This window comes from Avibacterium sp. 20-126, assembly GCF_044358625.1.
Lineage (GTDB): Bacteria > Pseudomonadota > Gammaproteobacteria > Enterobacterales > Pasteurellaceae > Avibacterium.
In genome coordinates this window covers 186393-212365 of record NZ_CP091457.1, presented here as the reverse complement: position 1 = coordinate 212365, position 25973 = coordinate 186393, and the positions used below count along the sequence as shown (strand labels likewise).

The 25973-nt window shown below is 41.1% G+C and carries 30 protein-coding genes; 9 read left to right on the top strand and 21 right to left on the bottom strand.

The window, feature by feature from the left end; translation table 11 throughout:
• Positions 1 to 22 precede the first annotated feature (22 nt).
• The gene (gene mobB / locus L4F91_RS01015; protein WP_395896758.1) at positions 23 to 523 is read right to left on the bottom strand and encodes a molybdopterin-guanine dinucleotide biosynthesis protein MobB; all 501 of its coding nucleotides are present in this window, start codon (positions 521 to 523) and stop codon (positions 23 to 25) included.
• Between the two features lie 126 nt (positions 524 to 649).
• Here mobB and pgtP point away from each other — a divergent pair, with 126 nt between their 5' ends.
• A complete protein-coding gene (pgtP, locus tag L4F91_RS01010; protein WP_395896756.1) occupies positions 650 to 1975 on the top strand; it encodes a phosphoglycerate transporter protein PgtP in 1326 nt (441 codons plus the stop codon).
• A gap of 135 nt (positions 1976 to 2110) precedes the next feature.
• Here pgtP and L4F91_RS01005 read toward each other — a convergent pair whose 3' ends face one another.
• The 10 genes from L4F91_RS01005 to mobA all read right to left on the bottom strand — a co-directional run bounded on the left by L4F91_RS01005 (position 2111) and on the right by mobA (position 10934).
• Complete coding sequence (locus tag L4F91_RS01005) at positions 2111 to 2545, bottom strand: SoxR reducing system RseC family protein (RefSeq protein WP_395896755.1); 435 nt, start codon at positions 2543 to 2545, stop codon at positions 2111 to 2113.
• Positions 2546 to 3505 (bottom strand): sigma-E factor regulatory protein RseB, encoded by a 960-nt coding sequence (gene rseB / locus L4F91_RS01000; RefSeq protein ID WP_395896753.1) that lies wholly within the window; start codon positions 3503 to 3505, stop codon positions 2546 to 2548.
• A 73-nt stretch (positions 3506 to 3578) separates the two neighbouring features.
• Entirely contained in the window at positions 3579 to 4154 is a 576-nt protein-coding gene (locus L4F91_RS00995) for a sigma-E factor negative regulatory protein (protein WP_395897779.1), read from the bottom strand.
• A gap of 32 nt (positions 4155 to 4186) precedes the next feature.
• Positions 4187 to 4762, bottom strand: coding sequence for an RNA polymerase sigma factor RpoE (rpoE, locus tag L4F91_RS00990; protein WP_250351063.1), 576 nt, complete (start codon positions 4760 to 4762; stop codon positions 4187 to 4189).
• A 100-nt stretch (positions 4763 to 4862) separates the two neighbouring features.
• Positions 4863 to 5111, bottom strand: a complete 249-nt coding sequence (locus tag L4F91_RS00985; protein WP_250351064.1) for a succinate dehydrogenase assembly factor 2 — start codon at positions 5109 to 5111, stop codon at positions 4863 to 4865.
• A 234-nt stretch (positions 5112 to 5345) separates the two neighbouring features.
• On the bottom strand, positions 5346 to 7034 hold the full coding sequence (locus L4F91_RS00980) for a fructose-specific PTS transporter subunit EIIC (protein ID WP_395896751.1): 1689 nt from the start codon (positions 7032 to 7034) through the stop codon (positions 5346 to 5348).
• A gap of 4 nt (positions 7035 to 7038) precedes the next feature.
• On the bottom strand, positions 7039 to 7980 hold the full coding sequence (gene fruK, locus L4F91_RS00975; RefSeq protein ID WP_395896749.1) for a 1-phosphofructokinase: 942 nt from the start codon (positions 7978 to 7980) through the stop codon (positions 7039 to 7041).
• An 11-nt stretch (positions 7981 to 7991) separates the two neighbouring features.
• A complete protein-coding gene (gene fruB / locus L4F91_RS00970; protein ID WP_395896747.1) occupies positions 7992 to 9524 on the bottom strand; it encodes a fused PTS fructose transporter subunit IIA/HPr protein in 1533 nt (510 codons plus the stop codon).
• A gap of 199 nt (positions 9525 to 9723) precedes the next feature.
• Positions 9724 to 10248, bottom strand: a complete 525-nt coding sequence (locus tag L4F91_RS00965) for a hypothetical protein (RefSeq protein WP_395896745.1) — start codon at positions 10246 to 10248, stop codon at positions 9724 to 9726.
• Positions 10249 to 10328: 80 nt separating this feature from the next.
• On the bottom strand, positions 10329 to 10934 hold the full coding sequence (mobA, locus tag L4F91_RS00960; RefSeq protein WP_250363964.1) for a molybdenum cofactor guanylyltransferase MobA: 606 nt from the start codon (positions 10932 to 10934) through the stop codon (positions 10329 to 10331).
• A gap of 197 nt (positions 10935 to 11131) precedes the next feature.
• On the opposite strand from mobA, the gene L4F91_RS00955 reads away from it, so the two are divergent.
• From L4F91_RS00955 to L4F91_RS00935, 5 genes are all read left to right on the top strand, one after another.
• The gene (locus L4F91_RS00955) at positions 11132 to 11398 is read left to right on the top strand and encodes a YihD family protein (protein ID WP_250351070.1); all 267 of its coding nucleotides are present in this window, start codon (positions 11132 to 11134) and stop codon (positions 11396 to 11398) included.
• A gap of 11 nt (positions 11399 to 11409) precedes the next feature.
• On the top strand, positions 11410 to 12042 hold the full coding sequence (locus tag L4F91_RS00950; protein ID WP_395896742.1) for a DsbA family protein: 633 nt from the start codon (positions 11410 to 11412) through the stop codon (positions 12040 to 12042).
• A gap of 73 nt (positions 12043 to 12115) precedes the next feature.
• Complete coding sequence (locus tag L4F91_RS00945) at positions 12116 to 12445, top strand: DUF413 domain-containing protein (protein ID WP_250351072.1); 330 nt, start codon at positions 12116 to 12118, stop codon at positions 12443 to 12445.
• 75 nt (positions 12446 to 12520) lie between these two features.
• A complete protein-coding gene (gene trmA / locus L4F91_RS00940; protein ID WP_395896740.1) occupies positions 12521 to 13615 on the top strand; it encodes a tRNA (uridine(54)-C5)-methyltransferase TrmA in 1095 nt (364 codons plus the stop codon).
• Complete coding sequence (locus tag L4F91_RS00935; RefSeq protein WP_395896738.1) at positions 13597 to 14367, top strand: class I SAM-dependent methyltransferase; 771 nt, start codon at positions 13597 to 13599, stop codon at positions 14365 to 14367. The genes trmA and L4F91_RS00935 overlap by 19 nt, the downstream gene beginning before the upstream one ends.
• A 60-nt stretch (positions 14368 to 14427) precedes the next feature.
• On the opposite strand, the gene L4F91_RS00930 is transcribed toward L4F91_RS00935, so the two are convergent.
• The 3 genes from L4F91_RS00930 to L4F91_RS00920 are packed head-to-tail and all read right to left on the bottom strand — an operon-like array spanning position 14428 to position 16011.
• Positions 14428 to 14877: a DUF2846 domain-containing protein gene (locus L4F91_RS00930; protein WP_250364528.1), complete on the bottom strand. Its 450-nt coding sequence runs from the start codon at positions 14875 to 14877 to the stop codon at positions 14428 to 14430.
• Between the two features lie 22 nt (positions 14878 to 14899).
• Positions 14900 to 15508, bottom strand: a complete 609-nt coding sequence (locus L4F91_RS00925) for an outer membrane protein (RefSeq protein WP_265762379.1) — start codon at positions 15506 to 15508, stop codon at positions 14900 to 14902.
• Between the two features lie 20 nt (positions 15509 to 15528).
• The gene (locus tag L4F91_RS00920; protein WP_250363959.1) at positions 15529 to 16011 is read right to left on the bottom strand and encodes a hypothetical protein; all 483 of its coding nucleotides are present in this window, start codon (positions 16009 to 16011) and stop codon (positions 15529 to 15531) included.
• Positions 16012 to 16150: 139 nt separating this feature from the next.
• Between L4F91_RS00920 and L4F91_RS00915 the strand changes: the two genes are divergently transcribed.
• Complete coding sequence (locus L4F91_RS00915) at positions 16151 to 16549, top strand: helix-turn-helix domain-containing protein (RefSeq protein ID WP_250363958.1); 399 nt, start codon at positions 16151 to 16153, stop codon at positions 16547 to 16549.
• Positions 16550 to 16563: 14 nt separating this feature from the next.
• On the opposite strand, the gene plsY is transcribed toward L4F91_RS00915, so the two are convergent.
• Positions 16564 to 17166 carry a glycerol-3-phosphate 1-O-acyltransferase PlsY gene (plsY, locus tag L4F91_RS00910; protein WP_250363957.1) on the bottom strand — a complete coding sequence of 201 codons (603 nt, stop codon included), beginning with the start codon at positions 17164 to 17166 and terminating at the stop codon, positions 16564 to 16566.
• A 98-nt stretch (positions 17167 to 17264) separates the two neighbouring features.
• Here plsY and folB point away from each other — a divergent pair, with 98 nt between their 5' ends.
• Positions 17265 to 17621 (top strand): dihydroneopterin aldolase, encoded by a 357-nt coding sequence (folB, locus tag L4F91_RS00905; RefSeq protein WP_265762381.1) that lies wholly within the window; start codon positions 17265 to 17267, stop codon positions 17619 to 17621.
• Positions 17618 to 18511: a DMT family transporter gene (locus L4F91_RS00900; RefSeq protein WP_395896734.1), complete on the top strand. Its 894-nt coding sequence runs from the start codon at positions 17618 to 17620 to the stop codon at positions 18509 to 18511. The genes folB and L4F91_RS00900 overlap by 4 nt, the downstream gene beginning before the upstream one ends.
• A 60-nt stretch (positions 18512 to 18571) precedes the next feature.
• On the opposite strand, the gene L4F91_RS00895 is transcribed toward L4F91_RS00900, so the two are convergent.
• From L4F91_RS00895 to L4F91_RS00870, 6 genes are all read right to left on the bottom strand, one after another.
• Entirely contained in the window at positions 18572 to 20104 is a 1533-nt protein-coding gene (locus L4F91_RS00895; protein WP_395896732.1) for a pyridoxal phosphate-dependent decarboxylase family protein, read from the bottom strand.
• Between the two features lie 78 nt (positions 20105 to 20182).
• Positions 20183 to 21547 (bottom strand): diaminobutyrate--2-oxoglutarate transaminase, encoded by a 1365-nt coding sequence (locus tag L4F91_RS00890; protein WP_250351082.1) that lies wholly within the window; start codon positions 21545 to 21547, stop codon positions 20183 to 20185.
• A 333-nt stretch (positions 21548 to 21880) separates the two neighbouring features.
• Positions 21881 to 22321 carry a hypothetical protein gene (locus L4F91_RS00885; protein ID WP_250351083.1) on the bottom strand — a complete coding sequence of 147 codons (441 nt, stop codon included), beginning with the start codon at positions 22319 to 22321 and terminating at the stop codon, positions 21881 to 21883.
• A 38-nt stretch (positions 22322 to 22359) separates the two neighbouring features.
• A complete protein-coding gene (locus tag L4F91_RS00880; RefSeq protein WP_265778525.1) occupies positions 22360 to 23652 on the bottom strand; it encodes a heme biosynthesis protein HemY in 1293 nt (430 codons plus the stop codon).
• Positions 23653 to 23663: 11 nt separating this feature from the next.
• Positions 23664 to 25196 carry a uroporphyrinogen-III C-methyltransferase gene (locus tag L4F91_RS00875; RefSeq protein WP_395896728.1) on the bottom strand — a complete coding sequence of 511 codons (1533 nt, stop codon included), beginning with the start codon at positions 25194 to 25196 and terminating at the stop codon, positions 23664 to 23666.
• A gap of 19 nt (positions 25197 to 25215) precedes the next feature.
• On the bottom strand, positions 25216 to 25968 hold the full coding sequence (locus L4F91_RS00870) for a uroporphyrinogen-III synthase (protein ID WP_395896726.1): 753 nt from the start codon (positions 25966 to 25968) through the stop codon (positions 25216 to 25218).
• Between the last annotated feature and the right edge of the window lie 5 nt (positions 25969 to 25973).

Here is a 25973-nt window from a genome sequence, read left to right as displayed (position 1 = left end):
TTCTGCGATTTTGCACCGCACTTTATTTTATTTGTTGTTGATACCAATGAAAAATAAATGCGGCAATGTGATCAATCTGATTAATATCCAAACGTGGCACAGCACAGCTTAAAGGGTAATCCGTTGCAAGCGCAATGACTTTCTCATCAATCTCTGGTAAGGCTTTCTCCGTGGCTTGACGATGCAATAAAATCTTTGCAATCGGTTCGTGCTTAAAGCCTTCCACCAAAATGAGATCCGTCAATTGCGGATCAAATTGCCCTGCCAAATAAGCTAAATTCACTGGCTGTGGTGTTTCTGTCATCAACGCCCACCGCCTATCACAAGCCATTATCACTTGGCTTGCGCCCGCTTCTTTCATTCGCCAGCTATCCTTGCCTTCCTTGTCCACTTGTGCATTATGATGACTGTGCTTAATCACTGCCACGCGCAGCCCAAGATCGGCAAGCCGAGGCAAAAGTTTTTCCAATAAAGTGGTTTTTCCACTACCGCTGTATCCGGTTATGCCAAGCATTGAACGCATTTTGTCCTCTATTTGAGAGTTAATTCAACAATTAAATTTAATAATGAACTTTTTGTGAAGAATATCACAGATTAATTTATTCAAATACTTAATAATACGCTCAATTTCACAAAATTGGAGGATCTTATGTTTGGATTTTTAAAAGCCTCACCCCCTACTATGCGTATCACGGATAAAGCTATCATTGATCGGGATTATCGTCGATTACGTTGGCAAGTCTTCTTTGGTGTATTCATCGGTTATGCGGCTTATTACTTAATTCGCAAGAATTTCTCTCTTGCCATTCCGCATTTAATTGAAGAATATGGCTATACCAAAGCTCAGCTGGGTACAGTTTCTTTTGCACTTGCTGTGGCTTATGGTTTTAGTAAATTTATTATGGGTAATGTCTCAGATCGCAGTAACCCCAAATATTTTATTACTATTGGTTTAGTTGCTTCCGCGATGGTGAGTATGATCTTCGGTTTAGTGCCGGGGGTGCTTTCTTCACTTTCTGCGATGATTGTACTTAGCGCTTTAAATGGTTGGTTTCAAGGTATGGGTTATCCACCCGGTGCAAAAACAATGACCAACTGGTTTTCTACCTCAGAGCGCGGAAGTTGGTGGAGTTGGTGGAATGTTTCTCATAATATTGGTGGTGGCTTAATTGGTCCACTGGCGATTTTAGGCTTATACCTTTTTGGTGCGTGGCAAGCGCTCTTTTATCTTCCTGCAACCATTGCGATCTTGCTTAGTGTTGTAATGTTTTTCTTAATGCGTGATACGCCTGAATCACAAGGATTACCACCCATTGAAGAATACAAAGGGGGAAAAGCGCAACAAGTTGAATCAGCCCATACTTTAACTGGTAAGGAAATTTTCTTTAAATATATCATTAATAACAAATTCTTATGGGCAATTACGATTGCTAATGTATTTGTTTATTTTATTCGTTACGGGATTATTGACTGGGCGCCAACGTACTTGAAAGAAGTCAAACACTTCACGTTTGATAAACAAAGCTGGGCATACTTCCTTTATGAATATGCGGGTATTCCCGGAATGTTAGTAAGTGGTTATTTAAGCGATAAAGTCTTTAAAGGACACCGCGCTCCGCCGATGCTAATGTTTTTAGTAGGGGTATTAATTGCGATTTTCGTCTATTGGAAAAATCCAGCAGGCAACCCAATGATAGATAATATCTGTTTAATCGCGATTGGCTTCCTCATTTATGGTCCTGTTATGATGATTGGCTTACAAGCGGCTGATTTAGTTCCTCGTGTGGCAACAGGTACAGCAACAGGGCTTACTGGATTATTTGGTTATCTACTTGGTTCTGCCAGTGCAGGAACAGTATTAGGTGCCGTAGTGGATAACTTTGGCTGGGATGGCGGGTTCTATATACTTATCGCCTCAAGTATTCTTGCCTTTATTTTTATCTCGTTCACTTTATTTAGAAAAGTAGAAAGTTAAACGGTCTTCTGTAAAAACGCCTTATATCGCAAAATATAAGGCGTTTTGTTTGTCTTAATTAATAAAGTGCGGTTAAAAATATTGATCTTTTTATCGCATAACGCGACTTGCTAATTCTATTTCCTTACAAAAATACTACTTAATTACACGCAAAAAGATCGGGCGGTAGCTGGTTTTTTTTTGCCAAGATTTTGACACAAGATGAACAATAATAAAGGCAAGTGCGGTGCAAAAAATAATAAAAATGCCTTGTGGCAGTTCGGTTCGCCAAAGGGTGTCTGCAATCAAGGCGGAAAGCACTAAGATAATGAGTGGAAAAAAATAGACAAGCAAGCTTGAGTGTATTAAGGAACGTTCACTTAACCCAATTTCTATAATTTGTCCGATATTGAGGGGAGTGATGGTTTCTACTTCAAAAATATGCGTTGTACCTACGCCATTTAACTCTGCGAGTGCTGCCGAGCCACAGGCTGATTTAGCCGCACAACTTCCACAAGCGCTTTGAGATTGGCATTTCACTTGTGCAATACCAGATTGGTAAGAAATCACCACCGCACGTTCTGTTAGCATTTATTTCACCTTAATATCTTGTACGATACGTTTTGCGGTAGAAATTGGTAGCTGTCCAACTAAAGTAAATTCGTTATCACCAAAGGTTTCGCTATAAAACGTTCTTGTGCCATTCCACCAGCCGTTTTTTTCTTCATTTGGCAAAATAGAGGCTGAACGGTAAAGGGTAAAGGAAAACAATCCATCGCTATAAAGCTGTGCTTCAATGCGTTCTTCACCATTCATTTCCACGCTACGATTAATCAGCTTAAACCCATTTGGCAACCAACTTGGCTGCCAGTTAAATGCGTCGTTGCTTGGTTGGAAAGTGGTTTTGTCATTAAGCAGTGCAGGAAAGCCCATATGATTGATCACATTGAGCAAATCATCAAATTGTTCGCTTTGATACAAATTCACTACGCGGAATTGCTCTAACAGGTTATTTTCTCGGTCTAGCACATCACTGCGTAACAACAGATGGCTTTGTTCGTCAATAAACACCACATATTGATAACGAAAATCATCTTTTGGCACGATACGAATCGTTTTTACCACGCGATCTGCCACGCGGTTACGTCCAATATAGATGAAATCATAATGTTGCTTCAACGCATCAAGATTACTCCACAGAATCGCTGGTAAACTGTCCACAATATGATTCGCGTTAATTGAGAACGGCGAATAATTTGGTTGGAAATAGCTCACCACATTATCACGTTGCACAATTTGCTGAGGCATTCCATCTAAGGTAAGTAATTGCGCATAGGTTTTGCCATTATAATGAATATGGCTATAACGCAAGGAGGCCATATTCGGTGTGGTTTGCACAAAGGCCATTTCATAACTCAGGCGACTGCCTGCCTGTTGCATTTCGTCTAACAATTGGCTGGGCTGTACCGTATCTGTTTCAGAAGCCCATACGAGATTTGCAGAAAATAGCACTAAGGAAAGTGCGGTAAGTTTTTTGATCGTTTTTAACATCGTTATTCACACATAGGATACAAACAAATTCACCACCAAAAATGGTGGTGAACAACCTAAACTTCATTCATTATTATTTCTGATTTTGCAAATTTAATCTATCTGCATAAATGCGTTTTTGCAATTCATAACTTTGTAGCATTGAATCAATGCGTTTATTTTTTTGTTCAATTTGTTCTGGTGTAATCACCGATTGTGCTGGGGCATTATAACTCACTTCTTGCACCGAATTATTAAATGGTAAGGTTTGTAACACAGGGGTATCTTGACCTTCTTTCGCATTGTTTGCCATAAAACTCTGCATACCCATTACTGCCACCAAGCATACCCCTGCTGCCACGGCGAATTGCGTCATCGGCATAAACCACGCTTTCAGTTTTTGGCTAAATGGAGATTGCTTAATTTCTTCTGGCATTGGTTGTGAAATTTTAGGTTCTGCCACAATCATTTCTTCTTGCTCGATTAATTCGGCCATTTTGTTGGTAAAATCTTGCCCGAGCAATACGTCGCTTTCTTGGCGTATGACGGAACGAATCAGATGAAAGTTGCCCCAAGATTTTTGTAAATCTCGATCTTGACAAAGTGCCTCGGTAAATTCCGCGCTTAATTGTTCTCCGTCAATATAGGCTGAAAGTTGTTCTTTTTGCATCATAAACTCCAAGATTAATTAATTTACTTTAGTTAGTGCTGAAGTAAAGGTTGAATTTTATTTTCGATAATTTCCCTTGCTCGAAAAATTCGTGAGCGTACCGTTCCTACTGGGCAATTCATAATATCGGCAATTTCTTCATAACTTAATCCTTCTAACTCACGCAAGGTGATGGCGGTTTTTAAGTCTTCCTGCATACTATGAATGGTATCAAAAATAATCTTCTTCAATTCACCAGATAACATCTGATTTTCGGGGGTATCTACGTCCCGTAAATTCGTTCCCACATCATAGGATTCTGCTTCATCTGCCAAAATATCTTCATTTGGCGGGCGACGGCCTTGTGCGGTTAAATAATTTTTTGCCGTATTTACGGCGATACGATATAGCCAAGTGTAGAAAGCACTATCACCACGGAATAATTCAATTGAGCGGTATGCTTTAATGAATGATTCTTGTACAACATCAGGAATATCATTCGGCGATACATAACGGGTTAATAACCCGGCTACCTTATTCTGATAACGCGATACCAACAAATTGAATGCTTTCTTATCTCCCTGCTGTACCCTTTCTACCAAAGCCTGATCTGTTAGCTGTTCAGCCATATAACCTCTTATATACCTCTAACAAGCCTTGATATACAAGACAGCAAGCTCGTGTTCTCTTAGAGGTGTAAAAATTGTAAAAGTTCAAAATATTTATAAATTAATGTGATAATTTTTCTTGTATATAGGAAACCATTTGCTGTAATTCAAGATCTGGCGCAGGTTTTCGATTAAAAAACCACGAAAAAAGTTGCAAATCTGTTGCTGAAAGTAAACGAACAAAGGTGGCTTTTTGTTGCTCATCAAGGTCATCAAAATGCTGTTGGAAAAACGGCATTATGACCTTATCTAATTCAAGCATTCCACGCCGACAATCCCATTCAAGGCGAAATTTATTATATTTTTCCATATTTGTTTCCTTCTTGAACCGAATAATGGGGGATTATAGCGGAATTTGATTAGTGATGTGGGAATAATTTTGTTTTTTCTTAAGTGTGTTACTCTGTTTTGCAATAAGCTGACATTGGCTTGATTTGTTGTATTCTTCGTATTCTTGCCTCAAATGGCTTTGTTTTATTTAATGCTTAAATCGCGATAAAAAACCCGACATTTACGCCGGGTTTTGCTGATTAACAAAGTGCGGTTATTTTTCCGCAAGTTTTGGTTTAATCACCGAATAGATGACCCCTGTTACAATAGCGCCAATTGCAATAGCAGCAAGATACATTAATGGTTGCGTAACAAATGGGATCACAAATAATCCACCGTGCGGTGCTTGTAAGCCAATTGATAAACCTAAAGACATCGCGCCTGCCACAGCACCTCCAATAATACTTGATACAATCACACGTACAGGATCGGCGGCAACGAATGGCAATGCCCCTTCAGAGATAAAACAAAGCCCTAACACAAAGGAAGCCTTACCAGCATCACGTTGATTAGCGGTGAATTTTTTGCGTGCGAGTAACGTGGCAATCGCCATTCCAATTGGGGGTACCATACCCGCTGCCATCACTGCTGCCATTGGGGTGTAAACGCCAGAAGCGATCAAACCTGTACCAAAAGTATAAGCCGCTTTGTTCACTGGGCCACCCATATCCACGCACATCATCGCACCAAGTACCGCACCTAAAAGCAACGCATTGCTTTGTCCCATTGTGTTGAGCCATTCTACCAAGGCATCCATTAAGCCTTTAACTGGTGGGTTGATAAGATAAATCATCACTAAGCCCACAATGGCAGAGCCAAGCAATGGTAAAATTAAAATCGGTTTTAATGAACTTAAACTGGCTGGTAATTGAATCGCGGAATTTAAGCCTTTCACCACATAACCTGCGAGCAAGCCAGCAATGATTCCGCCTAAAATCCCTGCGCCTGCTGTGGTGGCGAGCATACCGCCAATTAAGCCGACAGCTAACCCCGGACGATCGGCAATAGAAAACGCCACATAACCAGCAAATACAGCGATCATCAAATGGAATGCGGCACCACCGCCAATATCCATTAAGGCTTTTGGTAAGCCTCCTGCAATATTTGGATCTTTAAATGCCTCAATCCCAAACATAAAGGAAATGGCGATCAGCAAACCACCTGCCACCACTAATGGCAACATATGGGAAACCCCAGTCATCAAGTGTTTGTACAACCCTTTACGTTCGCCACGGCTTTCTTCGCTACTTTGTACTTTCGCTGTACTTGCACCAGTATAAATTTTTGCCTCTTTAAACGCTTTTTCAAATTCTTGTGCGGTTTTCTTTAATGCAAGTCCAGTGGAAGTCCGGTACATCGGCTTGCCTTCAAATTTGCTTAAATCCACATCAATATCGGCTGCGATAAAGACTAAATCGGCATTTTCCACATCTTCAGGAGAGATAATATTACTTGAACCCACCTGCCCACGGGTTTCTACCTTCACATTCCAGCCTTGCTTTTTAGCATATTCAGCAATCGCTTCCGCAGACATAAAGGTATGCGCCACACCTGTTGGGCAAGCGGTTACCGCCACAATATTTTTGGTTTTATTGGAAAAATCTGGCGAAATTTGCACCGCACTTTGTGTTTCGTGTGGGGTATAGTCTACAGCCTCAGCCATCGCTTGAATTAAGATGGTTTCGGGGGCATTAAAGGCATTTTCTGCGTCTGCCACAAAAACCTTTTTACCTTGTAAGCGATTGTCATTCGGCATTCCACCTAACGCAATCACTAAATCTGCTTGATTGGCATCTGCCACCACTTCATTGCTTTGTTGTTTTGCTGCTACGGTAAGCACCTGTTTAATCAAAAAGGCTTTGGCATTGCCTAATTGTGTTGAGGTAGTTAAAAATATCTTCATCGTTTTATCCTTTAATCACTGAAATTTGTACTTTTTCTAAGATTGGTGTTAATAATGCAGGATCGCTCACGCCAACATTGCTTTGCGATACTGCAAAAGCTGACACGGCACTAGCAAAGGCAAGGATGTCTTGCTGTGAAAGGGATTGACTCAAGCCATAAATCAATCCCGCTACCATTGAATCGCCTGCCCCTACGGTGCTAACCACCTGTTCGCATTTCGGTGGTTTCGCTTGGATTACACCTTGTTCACTCAGCCACAGCGCGCCTTCTGCGCCCATTGAAATAATTACATTGGCAATGCCTTGTGCGCGCAATTTTTCTGCTGCACTGATAATTTCTTCAAGATTTGACAAAGAATGCCCCACCCACGCTTCAAGCTCACGATGATTTGGTTTGACCAGCCAAGGATTGGCAGATAAGCCCGCAGTGAGTGCCGCATTACTGCTGTCTAAGACCACTTTTATGCCTGATTGTTGTAGCTGTTTGAGCCACTGGGCAAAATCCGTTGGACTGACACCGCGCGGCAAACTGCCACACACGGCAACAATGTCAAAATCTTTGCATAACAATAAGGATTGTTGGACAAAATCTTGCCAATCTTGTGGTGAAATTTCATAACCGAGGAAATTCAGATCGGTAACATCGGCTTCGGTTTCGGTGATTTTCACGTTAATACGGGTTTTACCTGCCACACGCTGAAAGCGATCTTCTAAGCCAAGTTCTGCAAACATTGTGTTGAAATCGCCTTGATTATCACGACCAAGGAAACCACTTACCGCTACGTCAATACCTAAATCTTTCAGCACTTTGGCGACATTGATGCCTTTACCAGCAGGAAATAAGCCTAAGGTTTCCACTGTATTGACTTCGCCAAGCTCAATACGTTTTAACCTTCCCACTAAATCATAAGCGGTATTTAATGTAATTGTTGCCACTTTTGCCATTACGAATACCTCTACTCACCTAAACCTGCTTCAATTGCCGCGCCAATGCCGGCAAGGGCTTGTTGTGCTTCTTCACCCGTTGCCACAAAACGTAAACGATGCCCTTTCACCACGCCAAGTGCCACCACTTTCATTAAGCTTTTGGCACTCACTAATTGGCTATCACGATCGACATTTTGCACCGCCACCGACGCGTTATATTTCTTCACTTCATTGACTAACACCGCAGCAGGACGTGCGTGCAAACCGTGTTCGTTGCGTACCACAAAAATCGCTTCAACACTTTCACTCGGATCGTGATTTTCAAGTGCGGTGCTTTTTTCTGGCATTTTTTCATTATTCGTGGTGCTTTCACCTACCACTTCAATCTGATCAGGCTCTTTTGGTGATAAAGAAGACACTTCTTCGCCTAATCCCTCTGCGATCGCTTTTCCAATGGATTCAATGGCGTGTTTAGCATCTTCGCCCACCGCACGGAAACGCAAACGATGCCCAAAGGTTGCGCCCAGTGCAACAATTTTCATCAAACTTTTTGCACTGATTGCCTCACCGCCTCGGGTAAGATTTTCTACTGTAATTTTTGAGGCGAATTTTTTCACTTCATTCACTAATACCGCCGAAGGGCGTGCGTGCAAGCCGTGTTCATTACGCACAGTAAATGTACCAATCACTGTACCCGCATTCTCGCTATTTGTATTAGTAGGGGCTGGGCTTGCAACGCTGACTTCACCGCCATTAAGTGCGGTCAAAATTTGGTTAGCATTTCCGTTTAATAACGTTTGTTGCACGGAATTTTCTAGCAAGCGTGCAAGTAGCTCATCAATTTGTTCATTCACACAAGCCACGGTTAGCACCCCTTTCACCTCTTTATGATTATGCTGAAAGGCTTGCTTTGCACGGCTGAACGTCAGGGCGTTTTTCTCGTTACCTTGCACTGAGTCGGTGAGCCATAAACCGCCCCCTAATGGCAATGCCGGGGAAGCGATGACTTCTGCCACAAACTGATTATTCACCGCCCCTTGTTGTTGCAATTTACCTGCGTTCATCGCAATTAAGGTAAGCAGGCTTTCTGTCTCCACCTCAAGGCTGACATCTTCACTTTTCACTTGCAAAGTTTCTTGTCCCATTAAAATGGCACGGAATTTTTCCACTTCTTGCAATGTAGCTAATTTTGCTGCTTTTTCTTCATCACCTAACACTTGGGTAAGCTGGCGGAGTAGCGTTAAATGTTCATCGGAACGTGCGGCAATCCCGATCACAACATACGCCTTGTTACCCTCGCCCCATTCAATCCCTTGTGGAAATTGGAACACTTGCACGCCTGTTTGTTTCACCATTGGGCGCGTTTCTAGCGTGCCGTGCGGAATGGCAATACCATTGCCCAAAAAAGTGGACGTTTGTGTTTCACGCGCTAGCATTCCCGCTAAATATCCCGCTTCCACATTGCCCGCTTGCTCTAACGCTTGCGCGACTAATTCAATGGCTTGCTGTTTATTTTCGGCTTGTGCCGATAAATGAATATTGTTTTCTGATAAGTTAAGCATTTTCCCTCCAGAATATGAGATTTAAAGACCAAATGGGGGTTGTCATACGGCTGACTTCTTCACACCCCAATTTGGCAATCATTTTTTATTAATAACTTGCTGAACACTTACTAAATATGTTGCTGAACATTAAGCAAAAACCTTTCAGCTTACATCAAAAAAGAAAAGGTTACTGATGAATTATCAGTAACCTTACAGATTATTTTCCGGTACAAACTTTCAACACTTGATCGCTACCTTCCGCGATATAGCCTTCATCTAAGGAACGTGTTTGTCCTTTTTGTAAATCCAGCATCGCATCATAAATACCTTGCGTTGCACTTGGTTTATTAATGTGTGCCCAACAGTCTTTACTTAAACGATTAAAATTATTCTGTAATTCAGAGGCAAACACCACACCGCTATAATAAGCATAAATTTGGCTCTCCACGCCACCGCTTTGATATAATTTTGCTTTGATTTGATCAATCGGAATTAAAATACGGTTTAAATACCAATCGTTCGCACCACTCGCGAAGGAATTCACATCATAATCTTTATTTACTCGCCCAGAATAGGTTTGTACCGTTGCCGCATAAGCCGCTGCATAGGATTTTTGATCGATTTTCTCTTTATCTAAATCAATCACCTTTTTCTCGTTATCCATAAAAGGAACATAAGAGGAAATTGAAGAACACGCCACTAAAAACGCACTTAACAGTGAAATTGAAATAATTTTGAACATAACTTATCCGTTTTTGTTAATCAGATTTTGCTTATTATACTGATTATAATGTGAATAAAAAGCCAAATTTCGGTGATTTTTTACCGCACTTTGCTTTCTAAATCTGCCAAGGTATTAAAGTTTTGGAATGCCGCTTTTTGTTCACTGAAATCGACAGCAATCGCCCCATTTTGTCGCATAAACTGCAACATTCGTCGTTCACCTTTTTGCAAATAGTCCGCAAGTTTTTCAGCAAGTGTTGTCGAAACCAAGCAAAAGGTAGGGTGTTCTCGTTCACCGTCAGTGGCATAAGTGAGCAAAACGGGGGAATTTTCTCCCGCACTTCGAGAATGGGGTAATGAGCGCAAAATAGGTTGCTGTAATTTTTCTAGTAAATTCAAGGGTAAAAACGGACAATCGCAAGGCACAAACAGCACAAAATCTGAATGGGATAACCTTAAGCTGGTTAAAATACCACTCAAAGGTCCTTGAAAATCTGCCAATTCGTCAGCAAACACGGGCAAACCACTTTGACGATACAGGGCTTGATTGCGGTTTGCGTTAATCGCAATGTCATTCAGTTGGGGCGTTAAACGCTGATAACAATGCCAAAATAGGGGCTGACCTTGTAGCAACTGTAAGCCTTTATCCGCCCCTCCCATACGTCTTGCCAGCCCACCAGCAAGAATTACTGCACTGATTTTCATTTACCCTCACTTCTGTTTTCCACCTTATCAAACACCCTCATTCTACTTGATAACCCCGCAAATAAAAAAGTGCGGTGGAAAAAAGTGTGAATTTTTCTACCGCACTTGTAGGAGCGGCTTTTTTACGCTAACTTATTCCTTTCTCCCGATAATTACAGTATTATTTAGCCCTTTCTAACTCAAGGTGAGGAACTGTTATGAAATGTCATCGTCTAAATGAAGTATTGGAATTATTGCAACCTTATTGGTCGCAAGATCCTGATTTAAGCTTAACCCAAATTTTGCAAAAAATCGCGGATGAAGCGGGGTTTGATAAACCTGTGGCAGAATTAACGGACGAAGTGATTATCTATCATTTAAAAATGTATGGCACAGATAAACACGAGCCAATCCCGGGGATTAAAAAAGATTACGAAGAAGATTTTAAAACCGCATTATTAAAAGCACGCGGGATAATTAAATAAGGAAAGTTGGAATGAAAAAATTTCTTATTGCGTTAGCATCACTGTTTTTTGTGGCAAATGTCCAAGCCGTTAATTTAACAGAAGGAAAACAATATATTGCGTTAAATACAGAACGCGCGGTTCAGCCTGAGGTGATTGAATTTTTCTCTTTTTATTGCCCTCATTGTTATGCCTTTGAAATGGATTACCACATTCCTGAAAAAGTCAAAGCTGCACTCCCTGAAGGCACTAAATTTAAGCAATATCACGTGAATTTTTTAGGGTTTCAATCAGAAAATCTCACCCGCGCGTGGGCTTTAGCAATGGCACTCGGCGTAGAAGATAAAGTGAAAGCCCCATTATTTGAAGCCGCACAAGCTGCGGTAAAAAGTCGAGATCAAAGCGCACCAAGTTTAAATGCGATCCGCCAAATTTTTATTAATAATGGCGTAACGGCGGAACAATTTGATGGTGGCATTAACAGCTTTGCCGTCACCGGATTATACAATCAGCAAGTGCAAGCCGCTGAGCGTTTTAATGTACACGGTGTGCCAGATTTTTATGTAAACGGCAAATATCGCGTGAACCCTGAAGGGCTATCGCATAGTCAAGAAGGTTTCATTCAAGACTATGTCGAAACGGTTAAAGCCTTACTACAAAAGTAACAAATCCATTGCAAAAATAACCAAAAATTGGTTTAATGCGTGCCGATTTTGAATTCGCAATATTGAGGATATTATGGCAGAAAGTTTTAGCGTAACGCGTCGTTTTTTTGACGATAAAAACTATCCCCGCGGTTTTGCTCGCCACGGTGATTATACAATCAAAGAATCTCAAGCTTTAGAGCAATATGGTCAAGCCTTTAAAGCCTTAGATACTGGTGAACGTGCGCCAATCACAGAAGAAGAAAAAGCCTTTGTGGCATTTTGTCAAGGTGAGCGTCAAGCAGAAACTTTTTTTGAAAAAACGTGGAATAAATACCGCACATTAACCAGCACCACAAAACGTGTTTATACCTTATCTGGCGTAGTCGCCGATAACTTAGAAGATATGAGCAACGCGGATTAATCTGCCTAGTAAGATCATAAGGCTTGAGTAATCAAGCCTTTTCTTTTTGCTCGCAATAAATAATGAGAAGGATCAATGCAAGTTTTACCTATCGAAAAATATGATGAATTATTGGCAGAAAAACGCCAAAAATTAACCGCACTTTTCGCCCCGTTTAATGCACCAGAATTAGCTGTGTTTGACTCGCCAAAGCAACATTATCGTATGCGAGCCGAATTTCGCCTGTGGCATCAACAGGACGATTTTTATCATATTATGTTCGACAAGCAAACGCGTAAACCTTATCGCATTGACCGCTTTCCAATTGCCAGCCAGCTTATCAATGAAATGATGCAAGCCTTGCTGCCCCTGCTCAAACAGCACGCCATTCTCAACCATCGTTTATTTCAAATTGATTATCTCAGCACCCTGAGCAATAAGATCATCGTGAGCCTGCTTTATCACAAAGTCTTAGATGAGCAATGGCAGCAGGTAGCACTCACATTACGCCAAACCTTGCAACAGCAAGGTTTTGACGCGCAGATCATCGGACGCGCGTCCAAACAAAAAATTTGTTTAGATCAGGATTATGTGGATGAAATTCTGCCCGTAAACGGCAAAGATTATATTTATCGCCAAGTGGAAAACAGTTTCACGCAACCCAATGCGGTGGTAAATAGCAAAATGTTGCAATGGGCAATTGATTGCACCAAAAACAGCCAAGGCGATTTACTTGAACTATATTGTGGAAACGGCAATTTTTCTATCGCACTGGCACAAAATTTCCGTAAGGTTCTCGCCACAGAAATCGCCAAACCCTCTGTGGCAGCGGCACAATTTAACATCGCCGCAAACCGAATTGAGAATGTGCAAATCATCAGAATGTCGGCAGAAGAATTTACCCAAGCCATAAACGGCGTGCGTGCTTTTAACCGCTTAAAAGGCATTGATTTGCAAGCTTATGATTGCAACACAATTTTTGTTGATCCGCCAAGGGCTGGGCTAGATCCTGACACAGTAAAATTGGTGCAACACTATGATCGCATTTTATATATTTCCTGCAACCCGCACACGCTGTGCGATAACCTGCAAACGCTGTGTCAAACGCACCGCATTGAGCGTGCAGCCTTATTTGATCAGTTCCCTTATACTGAACATATGGAATCAGGCGTATGGTTGATCCGAAAATAGCCGTGCAACTCATTTGCGAAACCAAAAATTCGCAAAATTTCACCGCACTTTGTGAACAACAAGGATTAATCCACCACTCCAACAGCTCACTTGCCTTGGTGCAAACTGAACAAAATGGCGTTGCGCGCTTGGAATTACGCAAATTAGACGAACCCAAATTAGGTGCGGTATATGTGGATTTTGTCAATGGCACAATGGCACATCGCCGCAAATTTGGCGGCGGTCGAGGTGAAGCCATTGCCAAAGCGGTGGGAATTAAAAAAGATTATCTGCCAACCCTCATTGATGCAACAGCAGGCTTGGGAAGAGATGCCTTTGTACTCGCCGCCATTGGTTGCCAAGTGCGTTTAGTCGAACGCCACCCTGTGGTCTATTTATTATTACAAGACGGCTTACAACGTGCTTATCAAGATGCAGAAATCGGTGCAATGATGCAACAAAATATGCAATTATTACCCGTAAAACAGATTGGCGATCTGGCTCAACAAGGCATTCAAGCCGATGTGGTTTATCTCGACCCGATGTATCCCCACAAAACGAAAAGTGCATTGGTGAAAAAAGAAATGCGCGTTTTTCAGCATTTAGTCGGTGCGGATGAAGACGCCGATGCCCTACTCGCCCCCGCCTTACAAATTGCACAAAAGCGCGTTGTAGTAAAACGCCCTGACTACGCCGAATTCCTCGCCCAAAAAACACCGCACTTTAGCCGCGAAACCAAAAATCATCGCTTTGATATTTATACGGTGGTTTAGTAAGACGATTTAATAAAATCAAAAAAGCCATCATTCACTGATGGCTCTGAGATAAGTGCTTTATTGTGGCGAACGAGCAAGTTTTAACTTTTTGATCGCTGCTTTTGCTTTTTCTTCATCAATTTGTTCAAGGTTTGAACCTCCAACAAAAACGCCCATTTTTATATACTGACGAATAAAATAATTCTTCCCACCTTCCGTCATAATATGTAAGTCATTATTACCAAATTCTGACTCAGTAGAAATCTTATGTTTTCCCGCCGTAACTAATTTATAAAAATAGACTTTAGGTGCTGATTGTCCAATAAATTTATCATCAACATAAAGATTTTTTCTTAATCTTGCTCCAAATGTTGAATCACGATAAATATACAAGCCAGACATTGTGTTATTAGGGGTAACAAATTGTTTCGCTTGCACATCTTCTGCTTCTGAAGCCATAGGCACTTTTGCACAGCCCGTTAAAATTAACGTGCCAACAAGCATTAAAACGGAAAGGATCTTTTTCATCATATTCACCATTTAACCTTAACTAGAATAAATAGCTAATATTTAAACCGATCGTATTGCTTTTAAATTCAATACTATTTTTCGCTTCTAACGTGACTCTGCTATAATCAAGCCCTGCAACTAAATTATCCGTAATTTTTGTTTTCACACCAAAACCGTAACTAAATCCAAACGCGCCACTATTTTCAAAATCAACATATCTAAACGCTGGATTATCTTCATTCATCGTGAAACTGCCTGCTTCTACACCGATTTTGACATAAGGCAAGAAACGATCAAGTTGATAGCCTTGCAAATAATGTACGCCTACGCGGAAATTCTCTTTAGCGATTTCATTGCCTAAATCATCTTCTGTTTTATTATTCGGAAGACTAATTTTTCCCTCAATAATACCAACAAAATTGTTGCCATAATCAAACATATAGCCACCAACAATACCCACGCCAACAGAACGAGAGCTAGACCCCGTATAATTACCATCATCATAGTGATAACCAAGTTCTTGTACTGGCACGGAAAAAGACTGTTTATTCAAATCAAGTGCGCTACCAATATAGAAGCCAGAAAAATTTTCCGCTTGTGCAAATAATGCTGTACTAGAAAGTAGTGTCGCCATCAAATATTTTTTCATAATATTTCTCCTATTTAGATTTATAAGTTAATTTTTTGAAGTTTTCTATGCTGTTCTTTCGGCAATGTATTAATGTCAATCACAGTTAATGCGCGCTCTTTGCCATTACTTAAGGTAGCCATTACTTCCTCTGGTAAACGATACATAGCCCCTGTTAAAGGATCAATAACAATCAATCCTAATGGTCCACCTAAAGCAAAATTCCCCCAATACCAACCATCTAATGTTGCTTGAATTTCGATTGTTTCTTTTGTGAAACCTTTTTTGTCAAAAGTAATGAGATATTTTTCAGGTTTGAAGTAGCTAGAACCAGATTTTAATTTAACTACCTGTGGGGTAATTCCTTGGCTGATGATTTTTCCTTTTCTATTTGTAATCGTAAAATTCGCTCCATCAGGGACAGATTGGATAGAAACAGGATAAGTGCTTTTACTAACAATCGTAGCACAACCAGTTAACCCTACAGTTGCGACAAATAACGCAACTTTTAATAAATTTTTCATAGATAAACCTTATTAAAGATGTAAAATGTCTGTTTTTGAAACAGACGAAATTCTATAACACTCCCCTGATAATAAACCATAGATGAGGAAGACAGTTTTCTACTCATTTTGAGCAGGAATTGAACAAATGGAGCAGGTAATGGCGATACACGAAAAAATTCGATTGATACGGGAAATGAATCACTGGTCCCAAGAAGAAATGGCGGAGAAAATGAATTTATCGCCAAGTGGTTATGCAAAAATTGAACGCGGTGAAACACAATTACATTACGAAAAATTAAAGAAAATTGCACAGATTTTTGATATGGATATTTCTGAATTAGTAAGAGATGATCGCCATATTTGCTTTTTAATTAGTGAAAATAGTCAACTTAGCTCGAATTATTATGCAACAAATGAAGCGGTTACCATTGAAAATGAAAAACTCAAATTAGCATTAAGCTATAAAGATCAGTTATTAGCACAAAAAGATAAAGAGATCGCCTCGTTAAAAGAAATTATTGCATTATTGAAAGCACAACAGACTACGCAAAACTAAGTGCGGTGGTTTTTTCACAATTTTTTCTTAAATTTATTCCAGACTTTGTCTTCTTGACCGCGCCATAGGCGTTGGATGTTATCGTGGTGGCGGTAAACGAGCAGGCAGCAGACCAGTGCAACAGGAAAAGTGAATTCGGGTTTATACCACCATACATAAAAAGGAATGGTGATGGCAGCGATAACCGCGCTTAAGGATGAATATCCCGTGAGTAAAAAGACGGCAAGCCACGTGCCAAGCATCCAAAGATCCACGCCCCAACCAATAGGGGCAATGGCGCCAAATGCGGTGGCGACGCCTTTCCCACCTTTAAATTTAAAGAATAAGGGGAAGATATGCCCTAAACAGGCAGCCAATGCAACCATACCTAATTGGAATTGGGTTAAACCGAGATAATAACCTGCCCATACAGGAAGCATTCCTTTTAGAATGTCAAAAATAAGTACCGCTAAGGCGGCCCAACGTCCGCCAATGCGTAGCACGTTGGTTGCACCGGGATTGTGTGAGCCTGTGGTGCGAGGATCAGGTAGGCCGGCAAGGCGACAAAATAAAATGGCGCTCGAAATTGAACCGAGCAAATACGCACAAAATATATAAAAAAGGGCGAAAAGGCTCATTTTACCTCCCTGAACTGTCAAGTGAAAAATTTGTTCGTCTATTGTACATAAACTTGATAGCATACGCCTAATAGTATTTCAGGAGATTGAAGGATTTTATGATAGATCGCATTTTTATTGAAGAATTGGTTGTTTTCGCTCAAATTGGCGTCTATGACTGGGAACAGCAAATCAAACAAACGTTGATTTTTGATGTGGAAATGGCGTGGGATTGTCGTCAGGCAGCGGAGACCGATGATGTTGCCTATTGCCTAAATTATGCCGAAGTCAGCGAATTTATTATCAATTATGTACAATCTAAACCTTTTTTCTTAATTGAACGCGTCGCTTATGAAGTAGCGCAGCAGCTTGAACAAAAATACGGATTAAGCTGGTTAAAAATTAAATTAAGTAAGCCCAAAGCAGTGGCACAAGCACGCAATGTTGGCATTATAGTGGAACGTGGAACAAGATGAATAAACCGTATTATGGCTATCTTTGCTTAATTTTAGCCACGTTATTTTGGGGCGGAAATTATATCTTCGGCAAAATACTAAGCCGTGACGTTGATCCCATCGTACTGACTTATCTCCGTTGGTTTCCCGCCGCTGTGCTGTTATTATTGCTGTTTGTTAAACCTGTCATTGCTTTCGTTCCCTTGATTCAAAAAACGTGGAAAATTTTAACCGCACTTTCGTTACTCGGCATTGTGATCTTCCCTTTGTTTCTTTATCAAGGCTTACAAACCACCACGGCACTTAACGCGAGTATTTATCTTGCCGTAGTCCCTATTGCGGTGCTATTGCTCAATCGCCTTATTTTTGGGGATAGAATTCGTCCTTTAATGCTCGCGGGGGCAATGGTAAGTTTCTTCGGTGTATTCTGTTTATTAAGCCAAGGCGATCCACAAACCTTAGTACAATTCAATGTGAATAAAGGGGATCTGTGGGCGATTGGCTCGGCATTGAGCTGGGCTGTTTATTGTTGCATTATCCGCCTACGCCCAGCAGAGTTACCCAACGCGGTGATGCTTACCTTACTTGTTGCCATTGCAATGTTGTGCTTTACCCCTATATTTTTATGGAAAGCCTTGACTGCCAGCGAACCGATTATCAGCCAAATTTCTCCAAACCATTGGGCAATGATCGGCTATTTAGTTGTCGGCCCTTCTATTTTGTCTTACGCCTTTTGGAACTACGGCATTAATCTCGTCGGAGGTGCGAAAGGCGCAGTGTTTACCAATGTTACCCCTTTATTCGCTGCTCTGCTTGGCATTAGCGTTTTGGGTGAAAAGCTCTATTGGTATCATTTCATCAGTGGAGCATTGATTGTGCTAGGGTTACTGATGTGTAATCGAAAGGGATAAAAACACAAAAACAAAAAGTGCGGTATTTTTTACCGCACTTTTTATTATCGCTCAGAAAGATTAATCAATCGCAGGCACATAATTACCTGCAACGATGGCCTCTTTGATGTTATCAGCGGTTTCAAGCACCTGATCAAGTAAGGCTTGTACGTTTTCCAAGGTGGCGATAGGACTAAGCGTAGTCATTTTTAAAGCTTGTACGCCATTAACTTTGGTTACCCCAATATTGGCTTCGCCACGAGCGAATAATTCGTCGGCAATATTTTGATTGAGATTATCAATAAATTCCGTAGGGTAGTTCGCTGGATTTACGCGGAATAACACCGACGCGAATTGTGGTTCAACTAATAATTCTAGCCCTTTTGTTGCCTTAATGTAGTCCGCCACTTCACGAGTAAGTTTCACGCCGTGGTCAATCATTGAGCCATAAAGTTCTTCCCCTAAGGCTTCTACGGTAAACCATAATTTTAATGCATCAAAACGGCGTGTTGTTTGCAAGGATTTTGCTACCAAGTTAGGGACACCGTGTTCTTCATCGTATTCTGAATTCAGGTAGTCTGCTTTGTAATCAATGAAACGGTAGTTTTGTGGATCTTTAAGTAAGAATGCCCCACAAGAAATACTTTGGAAAAAGTGTTTGTGGAAATCAAGGGTAACGGAATCCGCCAATTCTAAGCCGTTTAGCCAATGACGATAGTCATTAGAAAGCAATAATGCACCGCCCCACGCCGCATCAACGTGTAGCCACGCTCCATACTGATCTGCAAGCTGACGAATGTCTTGCAATGGGTCAATCGCCCCTGCATCCGTTGTTCCAGCGGTTGCCACGATACAGGCAACTAATTTCCCTTCTGCGTTGAGCTTACTGAGGATATTGGCTAATGCCGTTGTATCCATTTGTGCATTTTCATTGCAAGGTACACTGATTACAGATTGAAAGCCCATTCCCATCATTGCCATATTTTTTTGCACAGAGAAGTGGGCATTTTCTGAACATAACACTTTTACCCGTTGTAATGCTTCTGCGGGTAAGCCATCTTGCTGTACAGACCATTCCTTCCCTTCAGCATTTTTCCAATGTTTAGCAATACAAGCATCGCGTGCTAATAACACGCCCATTAAATTCGATTGCGTGCCACCAGAAGTGAACACACCGGCATCACCTGCGGCATACCCCACTTTTTCGCGTAACCATTCGATTAATTGCACTTCCATTAATGACCCTGCTGGGCTTTGATCCCAAGAATCCATAGATTGGTTAGTGGCATTAATAAACACTTCAGCAACTTGGCTAGCCACCATCGTCGGGCAATGTAAATGCGCCAAAGAATGTGGATGATGCACTTTTAGGCTTTTGTTTAAGAATAATTCAGTGAGGCGTGCTAAGGATTTTTCTAATCCGAAACCTTGTTGCGACGGCTGAAAAGCAATTTCTTCACGGAGCTGTTTAATACTTCCCCCCGTGTACATTTTATTATTTTTGAGCCAATTTCCTACCGCACTTATTGCCGTTGCCATATTTTTTTCATAATCGGCGATAGATTGTGGATCATTGCAAAGAAGGGATTGTTTGTGTTTTGCGAAATCGACCATTGAGAATTTCCTGAAAGATGGTTGAAATAAAAATAGCTAAATGGGACGTTGTGCTATCCCATTTAGCTAGATTAATAATTAGCCACGCACGGCTTTTAAGGCATCTGCTACGGATTGAGCAAAGCGTTTGATTAATTCTTCACTTTCCGCTTGCGTGATGATAAGTGGGCAAAGAATACGCACGACATTACCACCACGACCACCACGCTCTAGCAATAACTTATTGTTAAAGCAGGCTTTTTGAATTGCGGCAGCCAGTTCACCATCTGCTGGATATGCCCCAATGCGATCTTGCGCTTGACGTTCATCAACGATCTCAATCCCGATCATTAAACCACGTCCGCGCACGTTACCGATACAAGGGAATTGTTGTGCTAATTTTTTCAATTCAGTTTGTAAGAAATCACCACGTTCTAAGGCATTTTGCGCTAAGTTTTGCTCACGCATAATTTTTAATGACGCATACCCCGTCGCCATTGCCATTTGGTTACCGCGGAATGTGCCTGTATGTCCTGCTGGTTGCCACGCATCAAATTCTTTACGAATGGCAAGCACTGCCAATGGCAAACTGCCCCCTACGGCTTTTGACATTACCACAATATCAGGTTCAATACCGGCATATTCAAAGGCAAACATTTTTCCTGAACGACAGAAACCCGCTTGCACTTCATCAAGGATTAACACAATACCGTGTTTTTTCGTTACTTCACGGATTTTTTGTAACCATTTCACAGGCGCCGTTACCACACCGCCTTCCCCTTGAATCGCTTCAAGGATCACCGCTGCCGGTTTTACCACACCGCTTTCTACATCTTCAATAAAGTTTTCAAAATAATAGGTTAGTGCCTCTACCCCCGCTTCGCCACCTAGACCCAATGGACAACGGTATTCGTGCGGATAAGGCATAAATTGCACGCCAGCCATTAAGTTTTGTACAGCGTTTTTCGCATTTAAGTTCCCTGTCATAGAAAGTGAACCGTGGGTCATTCCGTGGTAACCACCAGAAAATGCGATAACATTACCACGTCCAGTGTAGGTTTTGGCAAGTTTTACTGCTGCCTCTGTGCCATCTGCACCAGAAGGACCACAGAATTGCAGACGATACTGATCTTTCGGGAAGAAAGAAAGCAGTTCTTCAGTAAAAGCGTCTTTTAATGGCGTGGTTAAATCTAATGTGTGAAGCGGTAAACCGCTACTTAATACATCTTGAATCGCTTGGATCACCGCAGGGTGATTATGCCCAAGCGCTAATGTTCCTGCACCAGCTAAGCAATCAAGATATTCATTACCTTCAACATCCGTTACCCAACAACCTTGTGCTTTGGCAATGGCTAATGGCAATTTGCGTGGATAGCTACGCACATTCGATTCCATTGCATTTTGGCGGTTGAGATAATATTCATTGGTTGCGTTGTTGATTGGATTTACAGGCGTGTTTGTCATGCTAATCTATACCTTCAATAAGAGGTTAAAAAAATAAGTCGGGTGCCTTGCGGGATAACGCGATTTCTGTTGTCCTCATTCTGCGTTATTTCGCCTTGCCTGAGAATAAAATAAATACGCGTTATAAGCCTAAGCTTTCTTATTCTTAAAAATAAGATGCCATGGGGCATTTTGACTCGCTACTTATTAAAAAAAGCGTTTCAGCTTTTTTATTTTTCCTAATTGGAAAGTTGGAAGTTTGTAAAGCGGAAGCCTTACAAAAGACGGGATATAGTACCCTTTTTTGCTAGAAAGAAAAGTGATTTTTATTGATTTAGGCAAAATAATCAAAAATTACACCGCACTTGTTCTTTTCCAGTAAGTTTTCTGGGCAAAAACACATTTATTAGAGGTGTGTTTGATTTCATCAAGTTCAATTTTCCATAAGTCAGTATTCATCAAGCGGGCAAAGGGATAACGCGCGTAATAGCGCTTAAGAGCAGATTGGCGGGCATTTCCATCAAGCAATATGGCACGACCTTTAAACTGCACGCCTTCAATCTCGCTCACTTGATCGGTTTGTGTGGCAATCGTACCAACGACCTGCTCACTTTGTTGCATTATTTGTGCGTGCTGCGTATTAAGAGAAGAAAAGAAAATCAGGCTGACATTCTCATTATCAAGCACATAAAAGCAGTTTGCCGCCCAAAAATCTTGTGTGTTATGAACAGCAAGGCTCATCACCGTTTGCTGTTGTAGAAATTGTGCAATCTTATGAGGAAGAGTTATCATCATATAAAAGAATGCCCTGAAAACAGGGCATTATGCTTAGCTTAAAGGTTTTTTGTTTCTGCCGTTTCAACAAGTGCGGTAGGATTTTCTGGCGTTTTTTCATTTTCTTCAGAGGCTAAGTTTTGCACCGACATTGCGGATTTCAAACTTTCTTGCTGAAGTTGTTTAGCCAGTTCATTTTCACCGTTTTGCTCAAAGGCATAGGTTGCCATTGTAATATCATTCGGCTGAAGCTGGGTTTTATCTGCGATCACTTTCTTAAATGCTTCGCTTGCCTTAGCAAAATCGCCATTACGCACATATAAGTAACCTAAGGCACGGTTTGTGCAACAACAAGATTGCTCCTTACTTTGTTTTGCCCGTTTTTCCATAATTTTCAGCAATTTGCTGTTATCTACGGGTTGAACACGGGTAATTTGCGAGCAAAGTTGTTGTGCCAGTGGGTTGTTGTCATCTACTTTTTTCAAGGCTTCTAAGATCAATTTATAGGCGGTTTCGTGATCATCACTATCAATCAAGCGACGAATAAGCCCAATTTTGACATATAGATCATTTTGTCGTTTACGTGGTTGATCGTCCCACCATTTAAGCAAGCCATCGACGCCTTCTTCATTCATTTTTTCGTCAAGTAAGCCATCTTCTACACGATGTTGCAAGGTCGTAAATTCTTTATCTGAATAGATCCCTGAATTTTCCACTTGATCCAAAATTTTATCCAACGCTTCAAAGGCGTGCGATTTTAAGTAGATCTCAACTGCCAGTTTTAACACTTCTTTATTGCGGTGGGTCATTACTAACAAGCTATCAATGGCACTGCGTGCGGCAGGCAATTTATTTTGCTGTAATAAAATTCGCGTACGCGCAATCTCAACAAGTAAGTTATCTGTGCCAGCCAATTCAGTGGCTTTAATTAAGTAACGATTAGCGCCAAACTCATCGCCACGTTGCTGTGCCGCTTCTGCTGCTTTAATAAAGTTTAGGATTGGCTCATCAGAATGTTTGGCATTTTTACCAATTAATTTTTCAGCTTTAGAATATTGCCCTTCGTCCATTAACATTAACCCTTCAAGCGTTTGTTTTTGTGCTTTAAGGCGTTTACGACGAGAGAACCAGCCATAAGTGCTGTTACTTAAACGACAGAATTTTGTGATGATCCACTCAATGCCATATACCACCGCCATTGCAATCACGAAGAAAATCACAAGGGTGGTGATTGACATTTCAATGCTGTATGTGCTGGTTTCAATTAACACATAGCCTTGTTTGCCCGATAGATAAGGGCCTGCGATTAAGCCGGCAAGTAACACCAGCATTAAAAATAGGGTTCTAAACATTGCTATTTCCTCTACTGTTGTTGTGCTTGATTTTGCTCAGATTTGTCTGCATTTTCCACCGCACTTTGGTTTTCCACGGCAGTTTGGTTTTCACTCGGCTTTTCACTTTGATTTTCATCGCGTTGCGTCGCATTGCTTTCTGCATTCACCGTTGAAGCCTGTTGTGCAGGCGCGGCATTTTCTGTTGTGTTGCTACCTTGTGCGCTTTCCCCTTTGGCATTTTGCGCATTTTCTTGCGCCACCTCTTTATCTACGGAAAGCTCAATTTTTTGCACCTCTTGCGAAGGCTTATTAAGCAACTTATCTAATAAATTTAAACTAGTTAACTGCGTTGGCACATCAACATAAATAGATTGTTCTGCTAGCTCATCCACTTCTTTAAGAAAATTTTGTACCACTTCGGTATTGGTATCAAAATAACTTCTCACCCAAGAGGCGACGGTTTCTAAAGATTGTTTATATAAATCATTTTGCTGACGCGGTACCGCCATAATCGCTAACTGTAAACGCAAACGGATATTTTCACGCAGGTAAATATCTTGATTAGGTGCTAACAATGCTTTGTTATCCGCATTTTTTGGCGTAACACGAATAAAATGATTTAAAAAAGAAGTGGCACTTTTTTCTGCATTTTCTTTCCAATCGTCCCAAGAGCCACTCAATTTATCATTATTTTCATTGGGTTCATCGAAATTCACATTGAGTACGCTCAGTTCATCAACATTATTCGCAAGCTGAGACAGGTGCTGCATAATGGCATTTTGATCAATGTTATTGACTGAAAGCAACTGTTTTAAATCGCTATTAATTGCACTACGAACATTGATCACGCGTGGGTCAGAGACTTTACTTAAGGTTTCATCCGCCACTTTTAATAAAGAAATTGCGGTATCCACATCATTATCTAATACCAATTTGCGTAATGCGTTGTTTAATAAGAAATCAGCTTCGGACAGCAACCAATCATTTGGCTGCGCCGCTTTTTGCGCATTACTTAATGTGTTTACTTGATTTTGTAAGGCGGAGATTTGCTGTTCCTTAATTTCTACCATTTTTTCTAATGCGATTAATTTTTCATTGGTAGATTGGCTTGTTTGTGCAAGCTGAGCGATTTTGCTTTGATCTTGTTTTAATGCACTTAAGTCAGCGTCAGTGAAAGTTTGGCTATGGGTTGAGAGTGGTTTTTGCGCTTCCAACGCCGTTAATCTTGCTTGTACACTGGTTAGATGTTGCTCTGCAAAATAATAACCCGCGCCCCCTAAACCCAATGCAACTAATAACGCTAAAATCGCCACACCTGTACCGCCTTTTTTAACAATCACGGTTTCTGGCTTAGCAGGTTCATTGTCCGTTGTAACTTTTTCTGGTGATGGTTGCATAGGTTCTTCCTTTGTCGGTTCAGGGGGGGCTTGCTCGTTTTTCACCACTTCATTTTCTTGTTCAGAATTTTCAATTTGAAGGGAATTTTCCACAGGTTCGACAGATTGTGTTGTGTTTTCCACAGCAGGGGTTTTATCTGTTTTTTTTGCGTGATGTTTAGCCATAATTTATTCCTTATGATTATTAAAACTCGTTAAATTGCAATAAAGTATCGCACAAGGTTGCATTATCTGCTCGTGGTGAAAGACTCACCTTTTCCCAGCCCATTTCAAAGGCAACGCGTTGAATTCGTTCACTTACCGTTATTAAGTGGCAAGACTTTAGCCAATTATGTTCATTTTTGGGGACAAAATCTAGCAATAAACGCAAAATTTCTTTGCTGGTCGCAATGATTGTCGTAATGCCAGCTCGCTTAAGCATACTGATTTGTTCTAAAGGGTCATAAACTAAGGGCTGTCGCTGATAACATTCCAGAGTTTTAATTTTAGCCCCTCGCACGCTGGCTTGCTCTGCAAAAAAAGCTCGTCCACCATTACCCCGTAAAATCAAAATGGTTTTACCTTGCACGTTTTTCATTGCCGATAAAGAAAGCAGACCTTCACTTGTTTCTTGCTGAAAAGGATAATGAATGCACTGTTCTGTTTGACTACAAAATGCCTGTGCGGTTCGTTGTCCAACGGTAAAATACTGTAAATCTGCCCGCCATTGAAAGCCAGCTTGTTTAAGGCTTTCAGCGCTATAAGTTACCGCATTTTGCGATACCACGAAAACATAATCCCCCGCATTGAGTTGATTGAGCTGAGAGGGCAAATCATTAAGCTCACGTCCGGCTTGAATAGAAAAGAGCGGAAAATGAATGGCTGCGATGCCTGCCTTTGCCAGCATTTCCACCAGTTGTTTGCCCTTTTCATCAGGGCGCGTAACCAACACTGCCATTGGGT

Bases quoted from the DNA above. Each gene is read 5' to 3' on its own strand.
- L4F91_RS00985 (WP_250351064.1), bottom strand. From the start codon at position 5,111: ATGGAAAAATATAATAAATTTCGCCTTGAATGGGATTGTCGGCGTGGA.
- L4F91_RS00880 (WP_265778525.1), bottom strand. From the start codon at position 23,652: ATGTTTAGAACCCTATTTTTAATGCTGGTGTTACTTGCCGGCTTAATC.
- L4F91_RS00925 (WP_265762379.1), bottom strand. From the start codon at position 15,508: ATGAAAAAATATTTGATGGCGACACTACTTTCTAGTACAGCATTATTT.
- mobA (WP_250363964.1), bottom strand. From the start codon at position 10,934: ATGAAAATCAGTGCAGTAATTCTTGCTGGTGGGCTGGCAAGACGTATG.
- fruB (WP_395896747.1), bottom strand. From the start codon at position 9,524: ATGCTTAACTTATCAGAAAACAATATTCATTTATCGGCACAAGCCGAA.
- pgtP (WP_395896756.1), top strand. From the start codon at position 650: ATGTTTGGATTTTTAAAAGCCTCACCCCCTACTATGCGTATCACGGAT.
- L4F91_RS00980 (WP_395896751.1), bottom strand. From the start codon at position 7,034: ATGAAGATATTTTTAACTACCTCAACACAATTAGGCAATGCCAAAGCC.
- L4F91_RS00895 (WP_395896732.1), bottom strand. From the start codon at position 20,104: ATGGTCGATTTCGCAAAACACAAACAATCCCTTCTTTGCAATGATCCA.
- L4F91_RS00890 (WP_250351082.1), bottom strand. From the start codon at position 21,547: ATGACAAACACGCCTGTAAATCCAATCAACAACGCAACCAATGAATAT.
- L4F91_RS00945 (WP_250351072.1), top strand. From the start codon at position 12,116: ATGGCAGAAAGTTTTAGCGTAACGCGTCGTTTTTTTGACGATAAAAAC.
- L4F91_RS01005 (WP_395896755.1), bottom strand. From the start codon at position 2,545: ATGCTAACAGAACGTGCGGTGGTGATTTCTTACCAATCTGGTATTGCA.
- folB (WP_265762381.1), top strand. From the start codon at position 17,265: ATGATAGATCGCATTTTTATTGAAGAATTGGTTGTTTTCGCTCAAATT.
- L4F91_RS00870 (WP_395896726.1), bottom strand. From the start codon at position 25,968: ATGGCAGTGTTGGTTACGCGCCCTGATGAAAAGGGCAAACAACTGGTG.
- trmA (WP_395896740.1), top strand. From the start codon at position 12,521: ATGCAAGTTTTACCTATCGAAAAATATGATGAATTATTGGCAGAAAAA.
- L4F91_RS00955 (WP_250351070.1), top strand. From the start codon at position 11,132: ATGAAATGTCATCGTCTAAATGAAGTATTGGAATTATTGCAACCTTAT.
- L4F91_RS00900 (WP_395896734.1), top strand. From the start codon at position 17,618: ATGAATAAACCGTATTATGGCTATCTTTGCTTAATTTTAGCCACGTTA.
- L4F91_RS00930 (WP_250364528.1), bottom strand. From the start codon at position 14,877: ATGAAAAAGATCCTTTCCGTTTTAATGCTTGTTGGCACGTTAATTTTA.
- L4F91_RS00935 (WP_395896738.1), top strand. From the start codon at position 13,597: ATGGTTGATCCGAAAATAGCCGTGCAACTCATTTGCGAAACCAAAAAT.
- L4F91_RS00875 (WP_395896728.1), bottom strand. From the start codon at position 25,196: ATGGCTAAACATCACGCAAAAAAAACAGATAAAACCCCTGCTGTGGAA.
- L4F91_RS00915 (WP_250363958.1), top strand. From the start codon at position 16,151: ATGGCGATACACGAAAAAATTCGATTGATACGGGAAATGAATCACTGG.
- L4F91_RS00920 (WP_250363959.1), bottom strand. From the start codon at position 16,011: ATGAAAAATTTATTAAAAGTTGCGTTATTTGTCGCAACTGTAGGGTTA.
- rseB (WP_395896753.1), bottom strand. From the start codon at position 3,505: ATGTTAAAAACGATCAAAAAACTTACCGCACTTTCCTTAGTGCTATTT.
- L4F91_RS00885 (WP_250351083.1), bottom strand. From the start codon at position 22,321: ATGATGATAACTCTTCCTCATAAGATTGCACAATTTCTACAACAGCAA.
- L4F91_RS00950 (WP_395896742.1), top strand. From the start codon at position 11,410: ATGAAAAAATTTCTTATTGCGTTAGCATCACTGTTTTTTGTGGCAAAT.
- rpoE (WP_250351063.1), bottom strand. From the start codon at position 4,762: ATGGCTGAACAGCTAACAGATCAGGCTTTGGTAGAAAGGGTACAGCAG.
- L4F91_RS00965 (WP_395896745.1), bottom strand. From the start codon at position 10,248: ATGTTCAAAATTATTTCAATTTCACTGTTAAGTGCGTTTTTAGTGGCG.
- L4F91_RS00995 (WP_395897779.1), bottom strand. From the start codon at position 4,154: ATGCAAAAAGAACAACTTTCAGCCTATATTGACGGAGAACAATTAAGC.
- plsY (WP_250363957.1), bottom strand. From the start codon at position 17,166: ATGAGCCTTTTCGCCCTTTTTTATATATTTTGTGCGTATTTGCTCGGT.
- fruK (WP_395896749.1), bottom strand. From the start codon at position 7,980: ATGGCAAAAGTGGCAACAATTACATTAAATACCGCTTATGATTTAGTG.
- mobB (WP_395896758.1), bottom strand. From the start codon at position 523: ATGCGTTCAATGCTTGGCATAACCGGATACAGCGGTAGTGGAAAAACC.